We start from the raw sequence: 23,619 nt of genomic DNA, 5'->3' as shown, positions 1-23,619 counted from the left end.
GCTTAGGGAGGAATAGGATTGTGGAATATATCGCTCATGTACGCGTTGAAGATGGAGAAATTCAATCCGTTCATCAACATTTATTAGATACGAAATTATTAGCAGAGAGATGGGGTAACTCTCTTGGAATCTCAAAAGTTTGTGGTCTTGCAGCCTTGCTACATGATATGGGCAAGTACAGTGATGCGTTTCAACATTACATACGTCGAGCCGTTTCAGGAGAGAAGGTGAGGCGAGGCGAAGTAGATCATGCTACAGCGGGCGGACGTTTATTGTTCGAAACGTTAAAAAGAAAAATGCCTGACCAGTTATTGGGAGAAATTGTGAGCAACGCGATCATATCGCATCACGGAAACCTTCATGATTATATTCAAGGTGAAGACTCACCTTTTCTACAACGAGTTGAATTGAAAGTATTAGATGAATACGAAGTATGTAAAAAGCGATTCTTTGATGAAGTGATATCAGAACCAGACTTCATGAATTATACGGAAGCAGCTTCTCAACAATTGATGAGTTATTTGGAACGAATCGGGCAGACGCTAGTAAACTCCACTTTTCTTACAAAGTTAGTCTTCAGCATTTTGATCGATGCAGATCGAACAAATACAAGACAGTTTGAAGAGAAGGGGGTCGACTCCAGTTTAGCTGTTGATCTACAAGTGTTAAAAGAAAATTTAGAGCGACATTTATCCTCTTTGAAAAACAATCGTTCAACTGTTTCCACGATAAATGTTCTTCGGCAGCAAATGTCTGAGCAGTGCATGCAGTATGCTGAACGACCGAGCGGGGTTTATACACTTTCGATTCCGACAGGTGGGGGAAAAACGTTGGCAAGCCTACGTTATGCTCTACACCACGCTTCTCATCATCAGAAAAAAAGAATTATTTATGTTGTACCTTTTACGACAATTATTGAGCAGAACGCTCAAGTCGCGAGAGCAGTTTTAAACACTGAAGAAATCGTCGAGCACCATTCTAATGTCATTCAATTAGATGATGCTTCGGAAGATGAAATGAGTTTACAGGCAAAATTGAATTTAGCGAAAGACAATTGGGATGCCCCCGTCATCTTTACGACGATGGTTCAATACTTAAACACGTTTTATGCGAAAGGAAACCGTAACACGCGGCGTCTTCATCATTTAAGTGAAGCGGTCGTCATTTTTGATGAAGTACAAAAAGTTCCTACAAAATGCGTATCGCTATTCAATGAATCTCTGAATTTCTTAAAAGACGGACTAAGTTCAAGTGTGATTCTATGTACGGCTACACAACCAGCATTGGATTTTGTTAAACATCGATTAACGAGTGACGGAGAAATGATTCAAGGTTTATCGACTGTTGTTGATGCGTTTAAACGTACAGAGATTGAAGTTGTTCCAGATGAATTTGATACGGCTCGACTTGACTTATTTGTGCGAGACAAAGCCGCACTCAATCAAAGTGTTTTAATCATTTTAAATACAAAGACAGTTGTTCGTAGGTTATACGAATCATTGAAATCGTCGTTTTCCGAAGATGAAGTTTATCACTTGAGTACATCGATGTGCGCTGCTCATCGAAAGTGCATATTAGAAAAAATCAATGGGCGACTCGATACCGGTAAGCGAGTGATTTGTATAAGCACCCAACTGATAGAAGCGGGAGTCGATGTTAGCTTTCAATGTGTTATTCGCTCGTTCGCAGGGCTTGATTCAATCGCTCAGGCAGCCGGACGTTGCAATCGACATGGTGAGGTAGAACGGCGAACAGTCTACTTAATCAATCACGTTGAGGAAAATGTCTCGAAATTAACTGATATCGCAAAAGGGCAGGAAATTGTTAAACGATTGGTCGTCGATTTACAGCGAGATTCGAACGCTTATGGTGGAGAGTTACTATCCGTTCTTGCGATGAATCGATATTTCCAAGAGTTTTATCAACTCAGGGAAGTTGACTTAGATTACCCAGTAAAAGGTTCGACATTGGCCTCGATGTTGTTTGACGGGACGAAAAATCAGCATCGTATTAGTGATACCTCGATGTTACTTGTGGCTCGTCATCGAACGGTTGCTGACAACTTTCACGTAATCGATCAGCAAACAGACGACGTGCTCGCCCCTTATGGAGATAAGGGAGAAGAATTGATTGCACTCTTGAATGGCGACATCAATTGGGAAGATGCGCGGAAGTGGTTAAAGGAATCTCAACAATACACGATCAGTATTTATAACCATGAACGACAAGCACTTGAGCAAAGTGGGGGGATTGTTTCTTTACTGGATGGTCGATTGCTCGCATTGCAACCAACCGCATACGATGAACAGTACGGGCTAAATCTTTCTCAAGATTCTGAGATGCAAAATTTATTCATGTGATGAAAGGAGACCCTTATGCGAAATACGATTGAATTTAAAGTTTATGGGGATTACGCCTTGTTTACGGATCCATTAACTAAACTAGGTGGCGAGAAAATGTCCTATCAAATCCCAACGTATCAGGCCATGAAAGGGATTGTCGAATCGATTTACTGGAAGCCGACGATTGTCATGGTCGTCGATGCGATTCGGATTATGAAGCCGATTAAAATGGAGTCAAAGGGGATGCGGCCAATTGAGTATAGTGGTGGGAATTCTCTAGCGCACTACACGTATTTGCGGGACGTGTGCTATCACGTTCGAGCGCATTTCGAATTCAATCCACACCGTCCTGATTTAGCGTTTGATCGAAATGAAGGAAAGCATTATGCCATTCTGAAACGTTCGCTGGAAGCGGGTGGTCGAAGAGATATTTTCCTGGGGGCAAGAGAATGCCAAGCATACGTAGAGCCCATTGAATTTGATCAAGGAGAAGGTTTTTACGATGGAGTGGATCTTCATTTCGGAACCATGGTTCACGGATTCAATTATCCCGACGAGACAGGGGTTAATGAACTTGCCGTTCGTTTGTGGCATCCAGTGATGAAAAATGGGGTGATCACTTTCACAAGACCAGAAGACTGTTCACTTGTCCAACCGATTAAAAAAATGCAAGCAAAAACATTTACAGCAGATGATATTGAACCAGTAGATTTGTTGCATGAACAACTATAGGAGGTGATGGCATGAGCGTTTGGCAACAGCTATACGAGACATACAATCAACATCTCGATGAAGTAGGTAAATCAGAAAGTCGTTGGGAAGGAAAGACGTTCACGTTGCTTCCGATTTCTCATACGACACAAACAGCTCACATAACTGTCAACATAACCCCAAATGGCGAATTCCACACGGCTGAAGTGATTGAGAAGGGAGGCGGAAATACATTAATTCCAAGCACCGAAGATTCATCTAGCCGAGCAGGGAGTGTGATAGCCCCGTATCCGTTACATGACAAATTACCTTATGTGGCTGGGGATTATGAAGCATTTGGCGGAGTGTATAAAAAAGACAATGCGTATCAAGTGTACATTAATAACCTAAAAAAATGGTCTGAATCCTCTCATGGATTTGATCGGTTGAAGAGTATCTATACGTACTTACAAAAGGGACGACTCATTGAAGATTTAGTGAACGAGAAAGTACTTTTCACAGAGACTGATGGCACGTTGAAATGGACGTGGAAGGATAAAGAAGAAAAGCCGAAAATCTACTCCATAGTTACCGGTGGAATGGAAGGAGCGTTTATACGTTTTCATGTTCATTCATCAGAACAGCTTTATAAAGAGCCATGGCAAGATTCAGAGTTTTATCAATCATTTATCGCTTACTATGCTGAACAAGCAGGGGACTCTACATTATGTTTTGTAACGGGAGAACAAAAAGTTGGTTCCACCAAACATGCGAATAAAATCCGTAATGCTGGAGATAAAGCAAAGCTCATCTCAGCAAACGACAGTAGTGGGTTCACGTATCGTGGCCGCTTTGATAAAGCCTCTGAAGCAGCGACGATTAGTTACGAAGTATCGCAAAAAGCACACAATGCACTTAAATGGCTTATTCAAAGACAAGGGAAACTGATTGATCAACGTGTTTTCCTTGTCTGGGGGAGTCAAGTGACCGAGATGCCGAGTGCGGTTGATTCGACTTTTTCACTTGCTGCGTTGTTTAACGACGTGGAGGAGAAAGAAGTATTCGATACGAACCGAGACGGGGCACGAGCATTTTCTGATGCACTCATCGGTTATAAAAGAAAATTACCTCAACAAACAGTGAACATTTTAATAATCGATGCGGCAACGACAGGTCGCTTAGCGATTCTTTATTATCGTTCATTTGATCAAGAACAATACTTTAAGCGACTCGAATCTTGGCACACTGAACATCCGTGGGAATATGTCTACTTTGACCGTGAGAAAAAACGTCGAGTTTTCATCGGTGCGCCATCTTTGCACGATATCGCAACGGCGGCTTATGGCCCGCGTGCTAATGAAAAGTTGATAAAAGCCACTGTGGAAAGACTGGTTCCGTGTGTAGTGGACGGGCGTATCGTACCAGATGATGTTCGCCGTTGTTTAATTCAACGAGCATCGAATCCGGTAGGGCTAGAAGCTTGGGAGTGGGAGAAAACGTTACAAATCGCCTGTGGAATGATTAACAAGAAGGAAGGGATGACTGTGGCATTAGATTCAAATTTAAAAGATCGAGATTATTTATTTGGACGATTATTAGCACTGGCTGACTATTTGGAGCGGAAAGCGTTAGGGAAAGAAAATCGTTCAACCAATGCGATTCGTTACATGAACGCATTTTCTCAAAATCCTGCACGGACATGGCTGACGATTCAAAGTGCACTTCAACCATATCAAGCGAAACTTGGTGGGAAAGTAACTTACATTAACAAATTGATTGACGAGGTGGGCTCACAACTTGATCCGAGTGATTTTACGAACAAGCCGTTATCAGGTAAATACCTATTAGGTTTTTATAGTCAGCGACATGATTTGTACCAAAAACGTGAAGAAACAAATTTATCTAACGAGGAGAGTGTTGAAGCATGAACGTATTAGATCACAAAATCGATTTTACCGTCATTCTGTCTGTTTCTAAAGCAAACCCGAACGGAGATCCGCTCAACGGTAACCGCCCACGTCAGAATTACGATGGTTATGGCGAAATTTCAGATGTCGCCATTAAACGTAAGATTCGGAACCGTCTCCAAGATATGGGCGAGTCTATTTTTGTACAATCGAATGATCGTCGTTCAGATAGTTATGAAAGTCTACGAGATCGCGCTGAAGGAAATGAAGAATTGAAGAAGCTGATGAAGGGCAAAGGGATGGGAAATCAATTTGCACAAGAAGCGTGTGCAGCATGGATGGACGTCCGTTCGTTTGGTCAGGTGTTCGCTTTCAAAGGGGAGAAATCTGGAGTGTCCATTGGTGTGCGTGGCCCTGTCTCCATACACACGGCAACGAGTGTGGCCCCAATCGATGTTACGAGTATGCAAATCACGAAAAGTGTGAACTCTGAGAGCGGCAAAGAACGTGGCTCTGACACGATGGGAATGAAACATCGCGTCGATCATGGAGTCTATGTATTAAACGGAAGTATTAATACTCAACTTGCTGAAAAAACGAATTTCACGAAAGAAGATGCAGAAAAATTAAAACAGGTACTGGTTACATTGTTTGAAAATGATGCTTCTTCTGCTCGTCCTGAAGGAAGTATGGAAGTGCATAAAGTCTATTGGTGGGAGCATAGTTCGAAATTAGGACAGTACTCATCGGCGAAAGTGCACCGTTCCATTTCGGTAAAATCGATGACAGATGAGCCAAAAGACTTTTCGGATTATGAAATTCATGTTGCTCCACTTGATGGCCTAGAGCCTGAAGTTTTGGATGGATTATAAACAAGACGATTCCTATTTGTTGTTGTCAGGTATTCAACACTTTCAATTTTGTCCACGACAGTGGGCGCTCATTCACATCGAACAACAATGGGAAGAAAACTCTCGAACCGTTGAAGGGCAACATGTACACAAAAAAGCGGATGATTCGTCCGCACGTGAAAAGCGGAAAGATAAGTTAATTGTGCGAGGGATGGCAATTAAGTCAGAGACATTAAATATTAGCGGTCAGTGTGATGTCGTTGAATTTGTCGAGGATTCAGCTGGGGTTTCCTTATATGGAAACCCTAGTCTGTATCGTCCGATTCCCGTCGAGTATAAGCGTGGGAAGCCGAAAGTTGGAAGAGAAGATGAGCTTCAGTTAGCTGCGCAAGCAATTTGTCTTGAGGAAATGTTTTTATGTCAAATTACTGAGGGTTATTTGTACTACAACGAAACGAAGCATCGTCATCTTGTACTATTGTCAGATGCATTAAAACAAGAAGTAAGAGCAATCGTGACAAAAATGAACAGCTATTATCATCGACGATACACCCCGAAAGTAAAAACCGGACCACATTGTAAAAGTTGTTCACTCCAAAATATCTGCTTGCCAGAATTGATGGTGCGAGAAAGTGTCAGTGAATATATGGAGAGGAGACTTCGGGAGTGAAAAAGATGTTGAATACGCTATTCGTGAACCAGTCGGATGCATACCTTGCTCTTGATGGCGGGAATATAGTCGTAAAGAAAGAGGACGAAATTTTAGGACGAGTGCCTCTCCATAATCTCGAAGGAATCGTTACGTTCGGATACACGGGAGCAAGTCCAGCATTAATGGGATATTGCGCTGAAAACAATGTTCCTTTGACATTTATGACGAAAAACGGTCGATTTTTAGCACGCGTTATTGGCGAAAGTAAAGGTAATGTCGTGTTGCGTAAAACTCAATATCGCCACTCTGACTGTGAAATCCAATCGTCGCGACTTGCAAGGAACTTCATTCTTGGCAAAGTATACAATCAAAAATGGATGCTTGAACGAACGACTCGAGACTATCCGATGCGAATTGATGTCGCGCGTTTCAAAGAGACATCACAATATTTTTCAAGAAAGCTAATCGAAATTCAGGAATGCGAAGATTTGGAGAGGTTACGAGGACTTGAAGGAAAAGTAGCGGTTCACTACAATCAACTATTTGACGATATGATTCTTCAACAAAAAGAAGATTTCATGTTTAAAGGACGTTCGAGAAGACCACCTCTTGATCGCGTGAATGCAATGTTGTCATTCGCTTATAGCTTGTTAGCAAGAGATACTGGCGCGGCCCTCGAAGCAGTCGGACTCGATGCGTACGTAGGATTTTTGCATCGTGAACGTCCAGGACGGATTTCGCTGGCGCTTGATTTGATGGAAGAGCTTCGCGGAATTTATGCAGATCGATTCGTACTTTCGCTAATCAATATGAAAGTCATTCAAGCGAAGCATTTTATTCAGAAGGAGAACGGAGCTGTACTCATGACGGAAGAAGGACGTAAAGTTTTTCTCTCTTCCTGGCAGAAGAAAAAGCAGGAGATGATTCAGCATCCTTACTTAAAAGAAAAAATGATGTGGGGACTCGTGCCTTACGCACAAGCGTTGCTCTTGGCCAGGCATTTGCGTGGTGACTTAGAAGAATATCCAACTTTCCTATACAAGTGAGGGATGTATGTGCTCGTTTTAGTGACGTATGATGTGAATACCATTTCACCTGGAGGCACGAAGCGGCTTAGACAAGTTGCGAAAGTTTGTCAGCAATACGGTCAGCGCGTACAGAACAGTGTGTTTGAATGCATCGTTGATCAAACTGAATTTACAGCGTTAAAGCTGAAGTTAAAAGATATTGTTGATGCGGATAAAGACAGTCTCCGATTTTATCGTTTAGGTAATCAACATGCCACAAAAGTGGAGCATTATGGAGCAAAAGAATCTTTGGATTTGGAAGGACCTCTCATTTTTTAAAGGGGAAGTTGTTTTTAGTGAGTGCGAACATGTAGCGCACAGTATTTTCTAGAAAGGTTCGCACCATTTTTTCAGCATATTCTTAGACAAGAGACGAATGATTTTTAAGGTTTGAATCCTAAAAAGGATAATATTGTTTCTTGTATTTATTTTTAGTCGGTTTTTTATTTGGAATCGGCTATCGCACCTCACGTAGGTGCGTGGATTGAAATTGTTTGGTGACGGTACCCTGCGCCCGTAGACGTGCATCGCACCTCACGTAGGTGCGTGGATTGAAATTCAATTGAAACAACGTCGTATTCCGTTCCATAATATCGCACCTCACGTAGGTGCGTGGATTGAAATTCGTTACCCAGCGGTTTGGGAAGCCCGAGTTTGGATCGCACCTCACGTAGGTGCGTGGATTGAAATCCGGAGGACATGCTGAACTTCAATACAATCACTATCGCACCTCACGTAGGTGCGTGGATTGAAATCATATAGGCCACGTCGTCCCTGCGAGTCAATCCAATCGCACCTCACGTAGGTGCGTGGATTGAAATATCATTGGTGGCCCGACACAGGCGGCGATACGCATCGCACCTCACGTAGGTGCGTGGATTGAAATTTAATGAAGTAGACCTTACCACCTTGCGGGACCGATCGCACCTCACGTAGGTGCGTGGATTGAAATTTACGACGACACGGTCGACGGCTGTCTCGTTCGTATCGCACCTCACGTAGGTGCGTGGATTGAAATAAGTTGGATAATACTTAGTCTACGTACTCGTCCCATCGCACCTCACGTAGGTGCGTGGATTGAAATATCCTTTACTGGTTGCTCACGAACGGTTACACGATCGCACCTCACGTAGGTGCGTGGATTGAAATAGTCTCAATTTGTCTCAAAAGCACATTTTTCGTATCGCACCTCACGTAGGTGCGTGGATTGAAATGAATTGGAAGTGGCCGACGAGTTGAAGGAGTCGCATCGCACCTCACGTAGGTGCGTGGATTGAAATAACGCGCCTGACCCGGTTGACAATAACGCATTTGATCGCACCTCACGTAGGTGCGTGGATTGAAATCGGCATCGAATCGGCACAACACGCTTTAGGCGCCAATCGCACCTCACGTAGGTGCGTGGATTGAAATAAGTTGGATAATACTTAGTCTACGTACTCGTCCCAATCGCACCTCACGTAGGTGCGTGGATTGAAATATTGACGTGAAGGATGTCGGTGATAACGGCGATAATCGCACCTCACGTAGGTGCGTGGATTGAAATCATTTATAATTGACCCCTTTAGCTGTGATTTGAGATCGCACCTCACGTAGGTGCGTGGATTGAAATCAATGCGTAGCGGGTCGCGTCAATCGTGTGGTTGATCGCACCTCACGTAGGTGCGTGGATTGAAATATCATCCCGGCTACGAACTGTTCGACGCCGCCGATCGCACCTCACGTAGGTGCGTGGATTGAAATAGAATCCACATTTGATAATAATGTCGCCATCGTCATCGCACCTCACGTAGGTGCGTGGATTGAAATACGGTCAAGAACACACCGTAATCGAGAACGCTCGTATCGCACCTCACGTAGGTGCGTGGATTGAAATAGAAGTGTCAACCGCTGCGACTCGTCTGCCAAATCGCACCTCACGTAGGTGCGTGGATTGAAATAGTACCTCGGTCGGTTTTGATAACACGACCCCGAATCGCACCTCACGTAGGTGCGTGGATTGAAATATGGCAGCGGCCGCCGTAGCGGAGGCGCCCCCACATCGCACCTCACGTAGGTGCGTGGATTGAAATTCTAGCGATTACAAACATTCAAGATGGTTCGATGATCGCACCTCACGTAGGTGCGTGGATTGAAATTTCGCGCCACGGATGCGGCGGATGCCGTACTCACATCGCACCTCACGTAGGTGCGTGGATTGAAATAGATGGACCGACACCTTTTTCGTGAGGAACATGAATCGCACCTCACGCAGGTGCGTGGATTGAAATGACAAATAAGTTATGACTATAAACCGAACTGTCATCGCCCCCCACATAGGTGCGTGGATTGAAAAGTTATGATCGGTATCATAAGCATTGACATTTTTAAATGATTTACATCGTTGTACAGGAAAATGGACGAACCTCTGAGGAGACTCGTCCATTTTCCTGTACATTAATTTCTTGTCTGTTTAGTTTGCGTGTTTCAGTTCTTTGTTTATATCTTCTTGTTTGAAATCAAGGTTTCGAACATCGACCCGCTTCACGAAGAAGGCGAGGACGAGAGCCAAAATGTTCATGCCAAGAGCGACATAGAACGAATACTGAATTCCAGACAGGAGCGCTTGCTGTGTCAACGCGCCCATTGCACTCTCGGTGAGTGTCGCTGGGTCGACGCCGGTCATGAGCGATTCGGCTTCGGTTCGCGTCACCGAGTTCATGATCGTGACAAGGACGGCTGTCCCGATCGCACCGGATACTTGTTGGGCCGTGTTGTTGATGGCCGTTCCGTGCGGGTTAAGGCTCGTCGGTAGCTGGTTGAGACCATTGGTCATGATGGGCATCATCACCATCGACATCCCGAACATGCGGAGCGTGTACGTCGTGACGATGTACGTATACGTCGAATCGAGCTGGACGTGGGCGAGCATATACGTCGAGATAGCCGTAATCGTGAGACCTGTAATCGAGAGCAGCTTCGGCCCGAATTTATCGAACAGTTTCCCGGTAATTGGCGACATGATTCCCATGATGATGGCACCCGGTAACAGCATGAGCCCAGAGTCGAGCGGCGAGATGCCGCGGACGCTTTGAACGTAGGCCGGTGTCAAAATCATCCCGGAGAACATGGCGACGGCGTTGACCATGGCGATGATGGATGCGAGCGCAAACATCGGATATTTATAGGCTCGCAAGTCGAGAAGCGGCTTCTCCATGTTGAGCTGACGGATGACGAAGGCGATCAACGCGACGAAACCGACAATCATCGTCGTCAAGACGATTGGGTTATCCCAGCCGTCTGAACTCGCTGAGCTGACGCCGTACAAGACGCCACCGAACCCGAGCGTCGATAAGACGAGTGACAAATAGTCGAGCGATTGCTCTTTATTCTGGACCATGACGTTCTCAGCTTTCCAAATGGCGAGACCGAGGCCGATGATGGCGAGCGGGAGAATCATCTCAAACAAGACGCGCCAGTCGTAATACTCGACGATGTAACCTGAAAGCGTCGGTCCGATGGCTGGTGCTGAAATCATGACGAGACCGAAAATCCCCATCGCCGTTCCACGTTTTTCACGCGGGAAACTGACAAGCATGACGTTCATCAAGAGCGGTCCCATCGTCGACGCCCCGACCGCTTGAATCATCCGACCGGTGAGTAAGACACCGAAGTTTGGTGAGAAGGCGGCGATGGCCGTCCCGACAGCGAAAATCGTCATCGAAGTGATGAAGAGGCTCCGGTTCGAGAACCGGGTGATCAAGTAGGCCGATGCCGGGACGAGCACGCCCGTCACGAGCATAAAGCCGGTCGCGAGCCATTGGACGGTCGAGTAGTCAGCAATCTCTAAATCGACCATGATCGATGGGAGCGCGACGTTAAGTAAAGAGTTGTTCAGGAAGGCGATGAACGCCCCCGCAAAGAGGACCGCGAGCATGAGATACGGCGGTTTCTTTTGGAATTCTGGTTTCATACGAGTTGCTCCTTTATGTTGTGAATAGTTATATACTAGTAAGTGTCGATGTGATGATTTTATACCTACCGTATAAATAAATCAACCATTTTGTACTATCAGTTCAAAATGATATACTGAATCTATAAATGAAACAGAACGGAGCAGGAAATGATATGAAAGATAAGAAACGAAAAGTCGCCGATGTCGCCATGAACCTCTTTATTGAGAACGGGGTGCAACAGACGTCGGTCCAAGAAATTATTGAGCGGGCGAACATCTCGAAAGGGACGTTCTACAATTACTTCGCCTCGAAGACGGACTGTGTCGCCAATATCCTTGAGAACTTGCGCTATGACGCCGGCCAGCGCCGCATCGAGATGCAGATGGGACGGGACAAGCGTGACAAGGACGTCTTCATCGAGCAGATTTCCATCCTTATTCAATTGAACGAAGAGCGGAACCTGCATGCCTTGTTCGAGTCGATTATGTCGGCGAACGAGCCCGAGCTGAAGAAGCTCGTCTTGCAGCACCGGGTTTATGAGATCGAGTGGCTCGCCATGCGTCTGACCGAGATTATCGGTGAGGAGATTCGTCCGTACTCGGTCGAGTTGACGGTGCTTTTCAATGGGATGTTGCAACACATCCTGTTCACACTCCGCATCACGAATACGGCCTATTCGATTCAGAAATTGATTCGGAACTTATACGCCTACGTCGAGTTGATGGCGGCTCGCATGGTCGAGACGAACGAGCATATTTTAAATCCGGTCACGGTCGATCAGATGCGTGGTACGACGGATAAAAACCTTGTTACGAAAGACGAACTGATTGAGATGGCGGAACGGATTCGCGCACACGTCAAGATGACCGAAGAACAAGCGGATTTGTTTGAGGCGATTACGTATGAGTTACACCAAGACCGGCTCCGGAAAATCGTCATCGAGCAATTGCTCAAGCCCTTCCAACGTCTGTTCAAAGGCGTGACGGGGGAGACGGAAGTTCAGAAATTTACGAATCTCGTTTGGCTGTATACACGGACACACTAACGACAAAAAGTGTCTGGATGCAGTAATATAGAAGAAACACGGTACGAAAATAAATCTCAAAATATTCCACGAAAAAGAATTGATTCCTACAAATTCATGCGCTACAATCAAATTACCGAAAGCGCTTTCGGGAAGAGGAGAATGACATGGGCACGATTTATGATTTAGCTAAAAAAACCGGCTTTTCGATTACGACGGTCTCCAAAGCGTTGAACAACTATAAGGACGTCAGCGAAAAGACGAGAGCCAAAATATTAAAAGCTGCGGCTGAGATGGACTATCTGCCGAACGCGCACGCACAATCGTTATCGACGAAAAAATCGTGGGCGATCGGGGTCATGTTCTCAGAAGCGAATGAAGTCGGAATGAAGCATCCATTTTTTAACGGCATCATTGAAAGTTTCCGTCACGCGACCGAGGAACACGGCTATGATTTGATTTTCGCCTCTCGAAACCTTCGCAACCGTGACATGAGTTATCTCGAACATTTCAAACATCGAGCAGTCGACGGTATCGTCGTCATTTGTTCGGACCGGATGGACGAACAAGTACAAGAGCTCATGCAGAGCGACATCCCGATCGTTGTGGTCGACATGGACAGCGCCAATTGCAGCGTCGTCTATTCGGACAATACGGAAGGTGCCCGCCTTGCTGTGAACTACTTGCATGAGTTAGGCCATCGCCACATCGCACATATCGCCGGAGACTCGTCGATTGATGCCGGTGCGGCCCGAGTGAAAGGGTATGAGCTCGCCATGGAGGAGCTCGACTTGCCGATTCAACCAGGTTACTTGGTCAACGCCGGGTTCTTCTCGGTCGAAGAAGGCAAACAGGCGATGGAGAAGTTATTACAACTTGAGTCACCGCCGACCGCAGTCTTCGTCGCAGGCGATCAAATGGCCATCGGGGCCATCGAAGCCGTCCATGAACACGGTCTCCGAGTCCCGGAAGACATCTCGATTATCGGCTATGACGACATCGAGATGATCAAGTACATCACGCCGAAACTGACGACAATCCGACAAGACACGGATGAAATCGGGGAAGCGGCGGCTGAACTGCTCATCGAGCAGATGACAGCTAAAGAACGTCGGACTGAACGCCGCGTCATCCCAGTTCAGTTGATTGAACGGGCGTCCTGCGCACCGGTCAAAAAGTAAACAAGTCACGATGATCTTTCGAAGTCGCTCTGTTCGCTTCAGCGGAATGGAGAGAAGAGAGCGATTTCGAAAATCATTCACCCCAAATCGAAACCGCTTTCGATATTTTATTTCGGCATTTCCGAAAGCGCTTTCGACAAATTATTACTTCTTCTTGCAAACGCTTTCTAAAAACACTTAAAAGGATGGGTTCACACATGCGTAAAAAATTAGTCAGCTTACTTTCAATCGGAGCTCTATCAGTCGGCGTCTTGGGCGCATGCTCAAACGACGAAGGAACTTCAGGTTCTGAGTCAGGATCTAAAGATGACGTCCTCAAAGTTTGGTCGTTCACGGACGAGCTCAAAGAACCAATCAAAACGTACGAAGAGAAGAACGGCGTCAAGGTTGAATTGACAATCGTTCCAATCGCCGACTATCCGACAAAACTTAAGCCGGCACTTGAAAGCGGCGTTGGGGCACCGGACGTCTTCACAGGTGAGATCGCGTTCCTCAAGCAATGGGTTGACGCAGGCTACTGGGAAAACCTTTCAGACGAGCCTTACAACGTCAATGAAATCTCAGACGACTACATCCCTTACGTCTTCGACCTTGGGAAAGACAAAGATGGCAACGTGCGCGCGCTCTCATGGCAAACGACACCAGGTGGCGTCTACTACAAACGTAGCTTAGCGAAAGAAGTTCTCGGCACAGATGACCCGACTGAAATCGGCAACATGATGAGCTCGATGGACGGCGTCTTCGAAGTTGCTGAGAAGATGAAGCAAAAAGGCTACAAAATGTTCCCAGACGAAGGCGCGATCCGTTGGTTCTCACAAGGCGCGAACCCAGAAGCATGGGTAAACGACAAGAACGAACTCGTGTTGACAGAAGACAAAATCAACTACATGGACTATGCGAAAGAGCTTCGTGAGAAACAATATACGGCACTCGCACCAGAATGGTCACCATCTTGGTTCGAAGGCATGTCGAAGCCAATCAAAGTTAAAGAAGGCGGCAAAGAGACAGAGACACAAGTCTTCTCTTACGTCCTCCCAACATGGGGTCTCCACAGCGTCTTGAAAGACAGCGCGAAAGACACAGCCGGTGACTGGGCAGTCACGAACGGTCCAAGCCCGTACTTCTGGGGCGGCACATGGCTCGGCGTTTACGAAGGATCGAAAAACAAAGAAGCTGCATACGATTTCGTTAAGCTCATGACACAAGACGAAGAGTTCTTGACTGGCTGGGCTGAAGAGACAGGCGACGTCCTCGCTTACAAACCAGTTACCGACAAAATCAAAGACGACTTCAGCGATGAGTTCCTCGGCGGACAGAACAACTACGACTTCTTCCTCGACCAAGCGGATGAAATCACACCAGGCATCGTCACGAAATATGACCAACAGCTCGACACGCTCTACGGCGCTTCAGTCCTTCAGTACGTAGAAGGTAAGAAGTCGAAAGAAGAAGCGATCGAAGAGTTCAAAAAACAAGCGAAGAACGCTTACCCAGATATTACAGTTGACTGAAGCAAGCTAACCCGTGGGGGGGATTTCCCCCTTGAAGGGTTGCTATGGAAGGAGTAACATGACGTGAAAAAACTTGACCGTTACGGCTATGCGTTTATTGCCCCATTTTGGGTCGTCTTTTTGACATTCAGTATCTATCCGGTCTTCTTGACCCTCTATTACAGTTTCACCAACTATACCGGCAGCCAAGGAGAAGAGGTCGTCGGCTTCGCGAACTACGCGCGTTTGTTGACAGACACATACTTCATCGAGGCGTTCGTCAATACGATTAAGATTTGGGGAATAAACTTTGTCTTGCAAATCGGTCTCGCACTGGCTCTCGCGCTCTTGTTCTCAGATCTTCGTTTGAAACTGAAGGGCCTTGCGTTCTTCCGTTCATTCTTCTATCTTCCTAACTTGATCACAATCAGTTCCGTCGCGCTCTTGTTCGGAATCTTGCTCGACTGGCAGCATGGATCACTCAACATGATGCTCTTGAAACTTGGTATCATCTCAGACCCGATCAATTGGTTATCGCAACCGGTGACGGCACAACTGTCCGTCTCGCTCATTTTGACATGGATGTGGTTCGGTCACTCGTTCATCATCGTCATGGCCGGTGTATCGGGGATTTCACAAGACTTCTTCGAAGCCGCCCATATCGATGGCGCGAACCGTTGGCAGATGTTCACGAACGTCACGGTCCCACTACTCAAACCGATTCTGTTGTACATCATGATTACATCGCTCATCGGTGGTCTTCAACTGTTCGATCTTCCGCTCCTATTGACGGATGGAATCGGTGCACCAGATGGCTCACTGAACACGATGGTTCTCTACTTGTACAACCAAGCATTCAAGTATAACAACTATGGCTATGCGGCAGCGGTCGCTTACGGCTTGTTCTTGATTACACTCGTCTTCTCGGCGATCGTCTTCAAAGGTATGTTCCGTAAAGAACGCGCTGCGCAGAAGGGAGCATAAGCAATGGAACAAAATGCAGAATCACGGCGTATGCTCGCCGACAGCGAAGTGCAGCCGCCGCGTGAGGAGAAACCGCTTCGCGTGGAACCGCCAGTAAAGAAGCAGAAAAAGAAATGGTTTAGCCGTGGCTTAATTTACACGGGCTTGATTATCTTGACGATTATCTGTTTCATCCCGTTCTTGATGATGCTCGTCAACGCGACTCGGACGAACGGTGAAATCATGTCTGGTTTCTCGCTCATCCCTGGATCGGCGCTCGTCGAAAACTATGCGATTTTGAGCGACTATATTAACATTTGGACCGGTTTTAAAAACAGTTTGATCGTCGCGGTGCTCGTGACATTGCTCTCTGGTTACTTCTCAGCGATGACTGCGTTCGGATTCGCCTTCTATAACTTCAAAGGCAAAAACGTGATGTTCATCTTCATGCTCGTCATGATGATGGTCCCAGGGCAACTTGGACTCATCGGGTTCTACGAGATTTCGAAGACGCTCGGGATTCTTGATTCGTTCATCCCGCTCATCATCCCGTCGATCGCCAGTCCGTTCGTCGTCTTCTTCATCCGCCAGTACACACAAGCGACGCTGCACGTCAGTATGATTGAAGCGGCTCGAATCGATGGAGCGAGCGAACTGCGCATCTTCCATACTATTGCGCTCCCGATGATGATGCCAGCCGTCGCGACGATGTCGATCTTTACGTTCATCGGCTCATGGAACAACTACTTGATGCCGCTCGTGCTCTTGTTCTCACCAGAGAAGTACACGTTGCCGGTCCTCATGGGCTTCTTGAAAGGTTCACAGGTCGCCGAGAACCTCGGTGCCCTTTACCTCGGTATCGCCATCTCGGTCGTGCCGATTATGATCGCCTTCTTGTTCTTGTCGAAATACATCGTCAGCAGTATCTCGGCTGGTGCGGTCAAAGAATAACTAGAGAGAAAAGAGGAATGGATTATGCAGTTTAACAAAGACTTCGTCTTCGGAACGGCCACTTCGTCGTATCAGATTGAAGGTGCGCATAACGAAGACGGGCGTACCCCGTCGATTTGGGACATGTTCTGTGACATCGACGGCCGCGTGTTCGAGAAGCATAACGGTGACGTCGCGTGCGACCACTACCACCGCTTCGAAGAAGACATCCAGCACATCAAACAGCTCGGTGTCGACACGTATCGCTTCTCGATCGCCTGGCCGCGCATCTTCCCGGCGAAAGGTGAGTTCAACCCGGCTGGGATGGCGTTCTACAAGACGCTCGCGACACGCCTCCGTGAGGAAGGCATCAAGCCGGCCGTCACGCTCTACCACTGGGATCTCCCGATGTGGGCACATGAAGAAGGCGGCTGGGTGAACCGCGACTCGGTCGATTGGTTCCTCGATTATGCCAAAGTGTGCTTTGATGAACTCGACGGCATCGTCGACTCGTGGATTACGCACAACGAGCCATGGTGTGCCGGATTCCTCGGCTACCATCTCGGTGTTCATGCACCGGGACATCGTGACATGAACGAAGCGGTTCGCGCCGTGCACCATATGCTCCTCTCGCACGGGAAAGCGGTCGAACTGTTGAAGCAAGAGTTGAAGTCGACGACGCCAATCGGCATCACGCTCAACTTGTCACCGGTCTACGCGAAGACGGACTCGGTGAATGATCGACTCGCACAAAATAACTCGGACGGCTACTCGAATCGCTGGTTCCTCGACCCAGTATTCAAAGGTCAGTATCCGGTCGACATGATGAATTTGTTCGCGAAATACGTTCACACGTACGATTTCATCAAACCAGGTGACATGGAGACAATCTCGACAGAGTGCGACTTCTTCGGCATCAACTTCTACAGCCGCGGACTCGTTGAGTTCAGCGCGGCGAACGACTTCATGACGGTGGCTGCGTACTCCGATTACGACAAGACGGGCATGGGCTGGGATATCGCCCCGAACGAATTCAAAGACCTGATCCGTCGCTTACGTAACGAGTACACAGACCTTCCAATCATCATCACAGAGAACGGCGCGGCTTACGACGACGTGCTTGAGAACGGCGAAGTCCATGACGTGAAACGCATCGACTACGTTAAAAAGCACCTCACAGCCGTATCCGACTTGAACGACGAAGGCATGAACATCGCCGGATATTATCTCTGGTCGCTCATGGACAACTTCGAATGGAGCTTCGGTTACGAGAAACGCTTCGGCATCCTCTACATCGACTTCGACACGCAAGAGCGCGTCTGGAAAGACAGCGCGAAATGGTACGCCGGCGTCATCGGCGACCATAAAGCCAAACACGCGGATAGCGTCGAGGCGTAAGACGAATCCATCCCTGCCGCTACAGGGATGGATTTTTTGTGTGGAACATATTCAAGCAGGGAACGTAAGAAGTAGAGAGAGGAGGACGGACGATGGCGTTACACCATAGGACGGATCAAGAGCGAGAACAGGATAAGACGACCTCGCTCATGATGATGTCGTTGCTGTGCTGGTTCTTGTACGGGCTACTATATGGGTTCGTCTATTTTAACGTCCTCGTGATTTTTTTTGTCCTGTTCTCCTCTTTTTTAGGCGTGAAAGGACTGATTGCACGCGACAAACGGATTGAACGGGAACGGGAAGTTCGTGATCTCGGTGTGGAGATTGATTCGGAAGAAGGGGAGATGTTGATGAAACGCGAGTATGCGACGTACGAAGTGACAGGTTATGACGACAAAGGAAAGATCAAGTTCATCCATTTGAGAGAAGGCGAATTCGTCTTGCCGGTCGAGATCAAAGGCGACGATTTGACGAAAATCAAGAAGATGATGGAGCTCAACCCAGGCGTGACGGTCATCGTTCATGCAGCTGTCGATCAGAAACGGATGCGGTTGCAGGAGATTGACGGCTATTCGCTCAGGAAGGAAAGTTGACGATGGCGCTCACGAAGTTGGCGTCGCGTGACGAAACGATTGATGTGACGATCGAGAGCTATGCGTATGCCTATCCTGACGCCGACAACATCCATGATGCGGCGTGGCATCGGAATTGGGTCGGGTTTCATGCACCGGACCATCGGATCACGTTCGATGACATTATGCTCGACAGTCTGCTCGTCGCTCACTACATACCGGTATTTGAGTCGTTCGTTGCCGGTGACGTGCAACAGGTCGAGTTCGAACCGACAGAACCGTATATCCGCTTGACGGTGACGAGGAGAGACGGCGATGGGGATGAGGTGGACGTGCGAGGCCATCTGGAGCACCCGCTCGGGGACGAGATGGAAGAACTTGATATTAACTTTGAAACCTCTGTAGCGAACGTGGAACGCTTCCTAAAAGGCTTACGGGACATCGCTGCTGAATTTCCGATCCGGGAACGTGAGAGTGATTTGTAATAAGACGAAACAGATGAAAAAAACGCCGTGACAGTAAGTGTCATGGCGTTACGAATCGAGTTGTGATTTATTGGCCCGGTACTTGCCTAACGAGTAGGCGGCACATAGAAGAAAAATCATATGTAGCCCGATGCCAATCAACATCGCGTACGGGACGATGGATTTGAACCCAAGCCCGAAAGCGAGCGCTGCGCTCGATAAGATCATGAAGCTAGGGGTGTAGTTTTTCATATTCAGTTACTCCTTATCTATTTGTTAGTAACTATCTTAGGTAGAAGAAGAGAAATCAAGAGTAGGGCCACCGATAGCCCGTAAGCTATAGACAAGATAGTTCTCGTGTCTTCTCTTGATAACTGAAATCCGACAATCATAGCCATCGCTAGAGCGAACGTAGGCAATATAGCGATAGCAAACGCGATCCATTGCAGGTTCTTTCTTGTCATAGAGGTCCTTTCTAATTCTTTACTAGTGTCGATTAAGTAGACAATGTCTGATAACCACCTACATTATTACTTGTTTCCCTAAATATAACAGCCCTTCTCTGTGATGAGAAGGGCTGTCGTTTTTTGCTTAGGCTGACGCTTTGTCTGATTCTTCTTGTGCTTTCAACTCTTCACCGTACGAGACGCGGTCTTGCATGCGAACGAACGGGAGGTAGACGGCTACGGCCATAGCGATCGTAACAATCTGTAAGAGCGCTGCACGCCATCCGCCGATTAAGAAACCGGAGATGACCGGTGGTGTCGTCCAAGGCACTTGAAGCGCGTTGAACGGGTCGACCCAACCCCAAAGGATTGAGAAGTAGACCATGAACGAAGCAATCGCCGGAACGATGACGAACGGTACGAACATGATCGGGTTGAACACGATCGGCATCCCGAAGATGACCGGCTCGTTGATGTTGAAGAGACTTGGCGCAAGCGAGAGCTTGCCGAGTTGCTTCAAGTGAGCCGAACGGGCGACGATGAGTGTTGCGATGATGAATCCGATTGTGATTCCTGATCCGCCGAGCTTCGTGAACACGTCGAGGAACTGGATTGTAACGATTTTCGCATTCTCACCGGCTACGAGTGTTTCACCTGAATCAAGAATTGCTTGGTTTTGAAGCGCGTTTGCTGTAAGGAGTGGTCCCATAATCCCCATGATAATCGCGGCACCGTGAATTCCACACCACCACATGACTGACATGAGCACCATGATAATAACGGCTCCAGCAAGTGTGTCCGTCAAGTTTTGAAGCGGAGCTTGAAGCACGTCATAGACGACTTCTGTGAACGTACGATCGGCAACCGCTTGGAAAGTCGCGAACGTCGCAACCGCAAGTGTGATGATCGCAAGACCAGGAACGAGTGCTGAGAATGAGTTCGATACGCCTGGTGGAACACCGTCAGGCATTTTGATGCTGATTCCGCGTTTGATGAACTGCGAATAAATGAATCCGACGACCAATCCGACGACGATGGCAGCGAGGACACCTTGTCCGCCTGTCCATACTTTCGGGATGACTCCGCCGACTGTTTCTCCACCTTCAGAGAGGACAGACGCTTGCGTGATAATCAAGAACGAGATGATTCCGAGGATACCAGCTGGTACGCCTTCGATTTTCTCGTTTTTTACGTACGAGTAAGCGATTCCAAAAACACCGATTAAAGCAAGGATGTCAAACGTCGCACCGACGACTTGCGTGAGGGGGAGCGTCCAATCGGCTCCGAACAGACCTGACATGAATTCGGCCCAGCCTGGAATCGGGAGCGCGAGGATGAGCAAGAACAATGACCCGATGATCGTCATCGGCATCGTCAGGATGAACCCGTCCTTAATTGCAAGGACGGGCTTGGCGTTCGCGAAACGAACGAACCCTGGCGTGAATTTTTCAAATACGGTTTCTAAGCGGCTCATGGGGAACCTCCTTATAGGTTTTCAGCGCGAGTAGCGATAATATCTTTGTACCAGTAGAACGATTTTTTCTTCTTACGAGCAAGCCCGTTGGCGTGGTCAACGTAGATGAAGCCATACTGCTTCTTATATCCGTTGAGCCAGCTGAGAAGATCGATGGCCGACCAAGCGTAGTAACCTGCGACGTTGACACCCTGTTCGACAGCGTGTTTCACGGCGCGGATATGACCTTCGATATATTCGATGCGCGCGTCGTCGACGATTTCTCCGTCCACGATTGGGTCTACATCACCGAGACCGTTCTCTGTAATGTAGATTTTCACATCGCCGTAACGATCTTTGAGCATGTGCATGCCGTCAAGGAACGCTTCCGGTGAGATTTCCCAAGCCCATTTCGTGTAGACCTTATCATCCATCATGACCGTCTTATAGACGCCATCGAACGATGGGTTACCCGGGCGGCCTGTCGAGTTCTCACGGCCACCGGCCATGACGAGCGCCGAGTCATTTTTCATGACGCGTTGCGGGCTGTAGTAGTTGAGGCCAATGAAGTCGTTCATCGAAGCCGTGCGCTTCAAGAGGTCGAGCTCTTCGTCTGTCATGTCAGGGAGAAGGCCTTGCTCCTCGAGTCCTTTCACGACGTACGCTGGGTATTCACCTTTCAAAATCGGATCATAGAACCAATGTGTCGAGTAAGCGTTCGCGTGCATTTCGGCGAACTTGTTCTCTTCGGCGTCATCGATGCTGAAAGCCGGGTTGAACACGTGTGTGATTCCGATTTCGCCTTCATATCCGTTTTGTTTGAACAACTCGACGGCACGAGCGTGAGCGACGAAGACGTGGTGCGTCGTTTGGAAGTATCCTTTGACGTCGCCTTCGATGCCTGGCGGGTGTGCCCCAGTCAAATAGCCGAGTGAACAGAAGATGACCGCTTCGTTGAACGTGATCCAGTGACGGACACGGTCGCCGAACGATTGGAAGCAAGTATCGGCGAAACGGACGAATGCGTCAACCGTCTCTGGATTTTTCCAGCCGCCTTTTTCTTCAAGCGCTTGCGGGAGATCCCAGTGGTAGAGTGTCACGAACGGGACGATGTTGTGCTTCAAGCACTCGTCAATCAAGTTGTTGTAAAACTCGAGCCCTTTTTCGTTCACTTCACCTGTGCCGTTCGGGAAGACACGCGGCCATGAAATCGAGAAACGGTATGATTCGAGTCCCATCTCCGCCATGAGTGCGATGTCTTCTTTATAACGGTGGTAATGGTCGACGGCGACGTCGCCGTTCGTATCTTCAAATGTTTTTCCAGGAATTTTCGAGAAGACGTCCCAGTTCGAGAGTCCTTTCCCGTCCTCGTTCCATGCGCCCTCGACTTGGTAAGAAGCCGATGCAGCGCCGAACAAGAAATTGTTTGGCATTTTCAAAGTGGTCACCTCAGTTTATTTATTTGCGAGTTTTAACGCGTGGTCTAATACTTTCGTTCCGTTCATCATGCCGTAGTCGACTGTGTTGATGACGTCGATTGGAACGCCTTTAGGCTCACAGATTTGTTTGCCTTTCGAGAGCAAGTATTTTACTTGTGGTCCGAGAAGCGCGACGTCGAGGTTGTCCACGTACGTTTCCATTTCTGATTCTGGGTAAGCAGCGATTTCAGCATCGATGCCTCGTTCAGTGGCAACCGCTTTCATTTTTTCTACTAACATACTAGTTGACATACCTGCTGCGCAGAAGAGTCCGATTTTCATCATTTTTGATCCATTCCTTTCAATTGGTTGATTTCGTTTTGCATGTTCATCATATAGCCGAGCATCTCTTTAACGAGGATGGTGTTCATCAAGTGATCTTGCGCGTGCACCATGAGAACGCCGACTGTAGCCGTTTTCCCTTGTGCCTCGAGTGTGACAAATTTCGTTTGGATGGCGTGTGCTTCTTTCAAAGTCGCGTCACCAGCTTTTACTGCTTCAGCCGCTTCATCTGCTTTGCCTTCTTGCATCAACAGCATCGCGTGATGGTAGCTCGCTTTGGCGTCGCCTGAAAGGGCGATTAAACCGAAGATATCTTCGGGAGTAATTTCGATTGTTTCAGAAACCATAGTATCTCTCCTTTTTGTATGGATAACCAAAATTCATAGGTACAAATTCTACAAGTTGATAGTAGCACGATACCGCTTACATGTAAACCCTTTCTTTTCGTCCGAAATGTGAACATAAAAAAACGCACACGAGAACAATCTCTCGAG

21 protein-coding genes and 1 CRISPR repeat array are annotated in these 23,619 nt (G+C 47.5%); of the genes, 15 read left to right on the top strand and 6 right to left on the bottom strand.

What is annotated here, in order from left to right; all coding sequences use genetic code 11:
- Positions 1–20 precede the first annotated feature (20 nt).
- From cas3 to cas2, 7 genes are read left to right on the top strand one after another with little or no spacing between them, the layout of a single operon-like run.
- Positions 21–2,360: a CRISPR-associated helicase Cas3' gene (cas3, locus tag NMQ00_RS13520; RefSeq protein WP_255177093.1), complete on the top strand. Its 2,340-nt coding sequence runs from the start codon at positions 21–23 to the stop codon at positions 2,358–2,360.
- 15 nt (positions 2,361–2,375) lie between these two features.
- Entirely contained in the window at positions 2,376–3,074 is a 699-nt protein-coding gene (gene cas5c / locus NMQ00_RS13515) for a type I-C CRISPR-associated protein Cas5c (protein ID WP_255177092.1), read from the top strand.
- An 11-nt stretch (positions 3,075–3,085) separates the two neighbouring features.
- Positions 3,086–4,960, top strand: a complete 1,875-nt coding sequence (gene cas8c / locus NMQ00_RS13510) for a type I-C CRISPR-associated protein Cas8c/Csd1 (RefSeq protein WP_255177091.1) — start codon at positions 3,086–3,088, stop codon at positions 4,958–4,960.
- On the top strand, positions 4,957–5,811 hold the full coding sequence (cas7c, locus tag NMQ00_RS13505; protein ID WP_255177090.1) for a type I-C CRISPR-associated protein Cas7/Csd2: 855 nt from the start codon (positions 4,957–4,959) through the stop codon (positions 5,809–5,811). Before cas8c ends, cas7c begins: the two co-directional genes overlap by 4 nt.
- Entirely contained in the window at positions 5,801–6,460 is a 660-nt protein-coding gene (gene cas4 / locus NMQ00_RS13500) for a CRISPR-associated protein Cas4 (protein WP_255177089.1), read from the top strand. Before cas7c ends, cas4 begins: the two co-directional genes overlap by 11 nt.
- A complete protein-coding gene (gene cas1c / locus NMQ00_RS13495) occupies positions 6,457–7,488 on the top strand; it encodes a type I-C CRISPR-associated endonuclease Cas1c (protein WP_255177088.1) in 1,032 nt (343 codons plus the stop codon). The genes cas4 and cas1c overlap by 4 nt, the downstream gene beginning before the upstream one ends.
- 9 nt (positions 7,489–7,497) lie before the next feature.
- Complete coding sequence (gene cas2 / locus NMQ00_RS13490) at positions 7,498–7,788, top strand: CRISPR-associated endonuclease Cas2 (protein WP_214720128.1); 291 nt, start codon at positions 7,498–7,500, stop codon at positions 7,786–7,788.
- A gap of 180 nt (positions 7,789–7,968) precedes the next feature.
- Positions 7,969–9,844: a CRISPR direct-repeat array (repeat unit 32 nt; unit sequence ATCGCACCTCACGTAGGTGCGTGGATTGAAAT).
- A gap of 117 nt (positions 9,845–9,961) precedes the next feature.
- On the opposite strand, the gene NMQ00_RS13485 is transcribed toward cas2, so the two are convergent.
- Positions 9,962–11,461, bottom strand: coding sequence for an MDR family MFS transporter (locus NMQ00_RS13485; protein ID WP_255177087.1), 1,500 nt, complete (start codon positions 11,459–11,461; stop codon positions 9,962–9,964).
- 155 nt (positions 11,462–11,616) lie between these two features.
- On the opposite strand from NMQ00_RS13485, the gene NMQ00_RS13480 reads away from it, so the two are divergent.
- The 8 genes from NMQ00_RS13480 to NMQ00_RS13445 all read left to right on the top strand — a co-directional run bounded on the left by NMQ00_RS13480 (position 11,617) and on the right by NMQ00_RS13445 (position 19,487).
- On the top strand, positions 11,617–12,489 hold the full coding sequence (locus NMQ00_RS13480; RefSeq protein WP_021065313.1) for a TetR/AcrR family transcriptional regulator: 873 nt from the start codon (positions 11,617–11,619) through the stop codon (positions 12,487–12,489).
- Between the two features lie 146 nt (positions 12,490–12,635).
- A complete protein-coding gene (locus tag NMQ00_RS13475; RefSeq protein WP_255177086.1) occupies positions 12,636–13,649 on the top strand; it encodes a LacI family DNA-binding transcriptional regulator in 1,014 nt (337 codons plus the stop codon).
- A 197-nt stretch (positions 13,650–13,846) separates the two neighbouring features.
- Positions 13,847–15,160, top strand: a complete 1,314-nt coding sequence (locus NMQ00_RS13470) for an ABC transporter substrate-binding protein (protein WP_255177085.1) — start codon at positions 13,847–13,849, stop codon at positions 15,158–15,160.
- A 63-nt stretch (positions 15,161–15,223) separates the two neighbouring features.
- Positions 15,224–16,123: a carbohydrate ABC transporter permease gene (locus tag NMQ00_RS13465; protein ID WP_021065310.1), complete on the top strand. Its 900-nt coding sequence runs from the start codon at positions 15,224–15,226 to the stop codon at positions 16,121–16,123.
- Positions 16,124–16,126: 3 nt separating this feature from the next.
- Positions 16,127–17,053 carry a carbohydrate ABC transporter permease gene (locus tag NMQ00_RS13460; RefSeq protein WP_255177084.1) on the top strand — a complete coding sequence of 309 codons (927 nt, stop codon included), beginning with the start codon at positions 16,127–16,129 and terminating at the stop codon, positions 17,051–17,053.
- A gap of 24 nt (positions 17,054–17,077) precedes the next feature.
- On the top strand, positions 17,078–18,430 hold the full coding sequence (locus NMQ00_RS13455; protein ID WP_255177083.1) for a GH1 family beta-glucosidase: 1,353 nt from the start codon (positions 17,078–17,080) through the stop codon (positions 18,428–18,430).
- A 92-nt stretch (positions 18,431–18,522) separates the two neighbouring features.
- A complete protein-coding gene (locus NMQ00_RS13450; protein ID WP_255177082.1) occupies positions 18,523–19,023 on the top strand; it encodes a hypothetical protein in 501 nt (166 codons plus the stop codon).
- A 2-nt stretch (positions 19,024–19,025) separates the two neighbouring features.
- A complete protein-coding gene (locus NMQ00_RS13445; RefSeq protein WP_255177081.1) occupies positions 19,026–19,487 on the top strand; it encodes a WapI family immunity protein in 462 nt (153 codons plus the stop codon).
- A gap of 48 nt (positions 19,488–19,535) precedes the next feature.
- Here the strand turns inward: NMQ00_RS13445 and NMQ00_RS13440 are convergent, their stop codons facing one another.
- From NMQ00_RS13440 to NMQ00_RS13420, 5 genes are all read right to left on the bottom strand, one after another.
- Entirely contained in the window at positions 19,536–19,718 is a 183-nt protein-coding gene (locus NMQ00_RS13440; protein WP_034781551.1) for a hypothetical protein, read from the bottom strand.
- A 339-nt stretch (positions 19,719–20,057) separates the two neighbouring features.
- Positions 20,058–21,386 carry a PTS sugar transporter subunit IIC gene (locus tag NMQ00_RS13435; RefSeq protein ID WP_255177080.1) on the bottom strand — a complete coding sequence of 443 codons (1,329 nt, stop codon included), beginning with the start codon at positions 21,384–21,386 and terminating at the stop codon, positions 20,058–20,060.
- A gap of 11 nt (positions 21,387–21,397) precedes the next feature.
- The gene (locus NMQ00_RS13430; protein ID WP_255178726.1) at positions 21,398–22,804 is read right to left on the bottom strand and encodes a GH1 family beta-glucosidase; all 1,407 of its coding nucleotides are present in this window, start codon (positions 22,802–22,804) and stop codon (positions 21,398–21,400) included.
- A 15-nt stretch (positions 22,805–22,819) separates the two neighbouring features.
- Positions 22,820–23,128, bottom strand: a complete 309-nt coding sequence (locus NMQ00_RS13425) for a PTS sugar transporter subunit IIB (protein ID WP_303825812.1) — start codon at positions 23,126–23,128, stop codon at positions 22,820–22,822.
- Positions 23,125–23,472 carry a PTS lactose/cellobiose transporter subunit IIA gene (locus NMQ00_RS13420; protein WP_034781561.1) on the bottom strand — a complete coding sequence of 116 codons (348 nt, stop codon included), beginning with the start codon at positions 23,470–23,472 and terminating at the stop codon, positions 23,125–23,127. The genes NMQ00_RS13425 and NMQ00_RS13420 overlap by 4 nt, the downstream gene beginning before the upstream one ends.
- Positions 23,473–23,619 lie beyond the last annotated feature (147 nt).

Origin of the sequence: Exiguobacterium aurantiacum (assembly GCF_024362205.1) — a bacterium.
Classification (GTDB): domain Bacteria; phylum Bacillota; class Bacilli; order Exiguobacteriales; family Exiguobacteriaceae; genus Exiguobacterium; species Exiguobacterium aurantiacum_B.
This window is presented reverse-complemented; position numbering and strand designations above follow the sequence as displayed.

Excerpts from the sequence above, each read along its gene's own strand:
- cas5c (WP_255177092.1), top strand. The coding sequence starts at position 2,376 with ATGCGAAATACGATTGAATTTAAAGTTTATGGGGATTACGCCTTGTTT.
- cas8c (WP_255177091.1), top strand. The coding sequence starts at position 3,086 with ATGAGCGTTTGGCAACAGCTATACGAGACATACAATCAACATCTCGAT.
- cas7c (WP_255177090.1), top strand. The coding sequence starts at position 4,957 with ATGAACGTATTAGATCACAAAATCGATTTTACCGTCATTCTGTCTGTT.
- cas4 (WP_255177089.1), top strand. The coding sequence starts at position 5,801 with ATGGATTATAAACAAGACGATTCCTATTTGTTGTTGTCAGGTATTCAA.
- NMQ00_RS13485 (WP_255177087.1), bottom strand. The coding sequence starts at position 11,461 with ATGAAACCAGAATTCCAAAAGAAACCGCCGTATCTCATGCTCGCGGTC.
- NMQ00_RS13480 (WP_021065313.1), top strand. The coding sequence starts at position 11,617 with ATGAAAGATAAGAAACGAAAAGTCGCCGATGTCGCCATGAACCTCTTT.
- NMQ00_RS13475 (WP_255177086.1), top strand. The coding sequence starts at position 12,636 with ATGGGCACGATTTATGATTTAGCTAAAAAAACCGGCTTTTCGATTACG.
- NMQ00_RS13470 (WP_255177085.1), top strand. The coding sequence starts at position 13,847 with ATGCGTAAAAAATTAGTCAGCTTACTTTCAATCGGAGCTCTATCAGTC.
- NMQ00_RS13460 (WP_255177084.1), top strand. The coding sequence starts at position 16,127 with ATGGAACAAAATGCAGAATCACGGCGTATGCTCGCCGACAGCGAAGTG.
- NMQ00_RS13455 (WP_255177083.1), top strand. The coding sequence starts at position 17,078 with ATGCAGTTTAACAAAGACTTCGTCTTCGGAACGGCCACTTCGTCGTAT.
- NMQ00_RS13450 (WP_255177082.1), top strand. The coding sequence starts at position 18,523 with ATGGCGTTACACCATAGGACGGATCAAGAGCGAGAACAGGATAAGACG.
- NMQ00_RS13445 (WP_255177081.1), top strand. The coding sequence starts at position 19,026 with ATGGCGCTCACGAAGTTGGCGTCGCGTGACGAAACGATTGATGTGACG.
- NMQ00_RS13440 (WP_034781551.1), bottom strand. The coding sequence starts at position 19,718 with ATGAAAAACTACACCCCTAGCTTCATGATCTTATCGAGCGCAGCGCTC.
- NMQ00_RS13435 (WP_255177080.1), bottom strand. The coding sequence starts at position 21,386 with ATGAGCCGCTTAGAAACCGTATTTGAAAAATTCACGCCAGGGTTCGTT.
- NMQ00_RS13425 (WP_303825812.1), bottom strand. The coding sequence starts at position 23,128 with ATGATGAAAATCGGACTCTTCTGCGCAGCAGGTATGTCAACTAGTATG.
- NMQ00_RS13420 (WP_034781561.1), bottom strand. The coding sequence starts at position 23,472 with ATGGTTTCTGAAACAATCGAAATTACTCCCGAAGATATCTTCGGTTTA.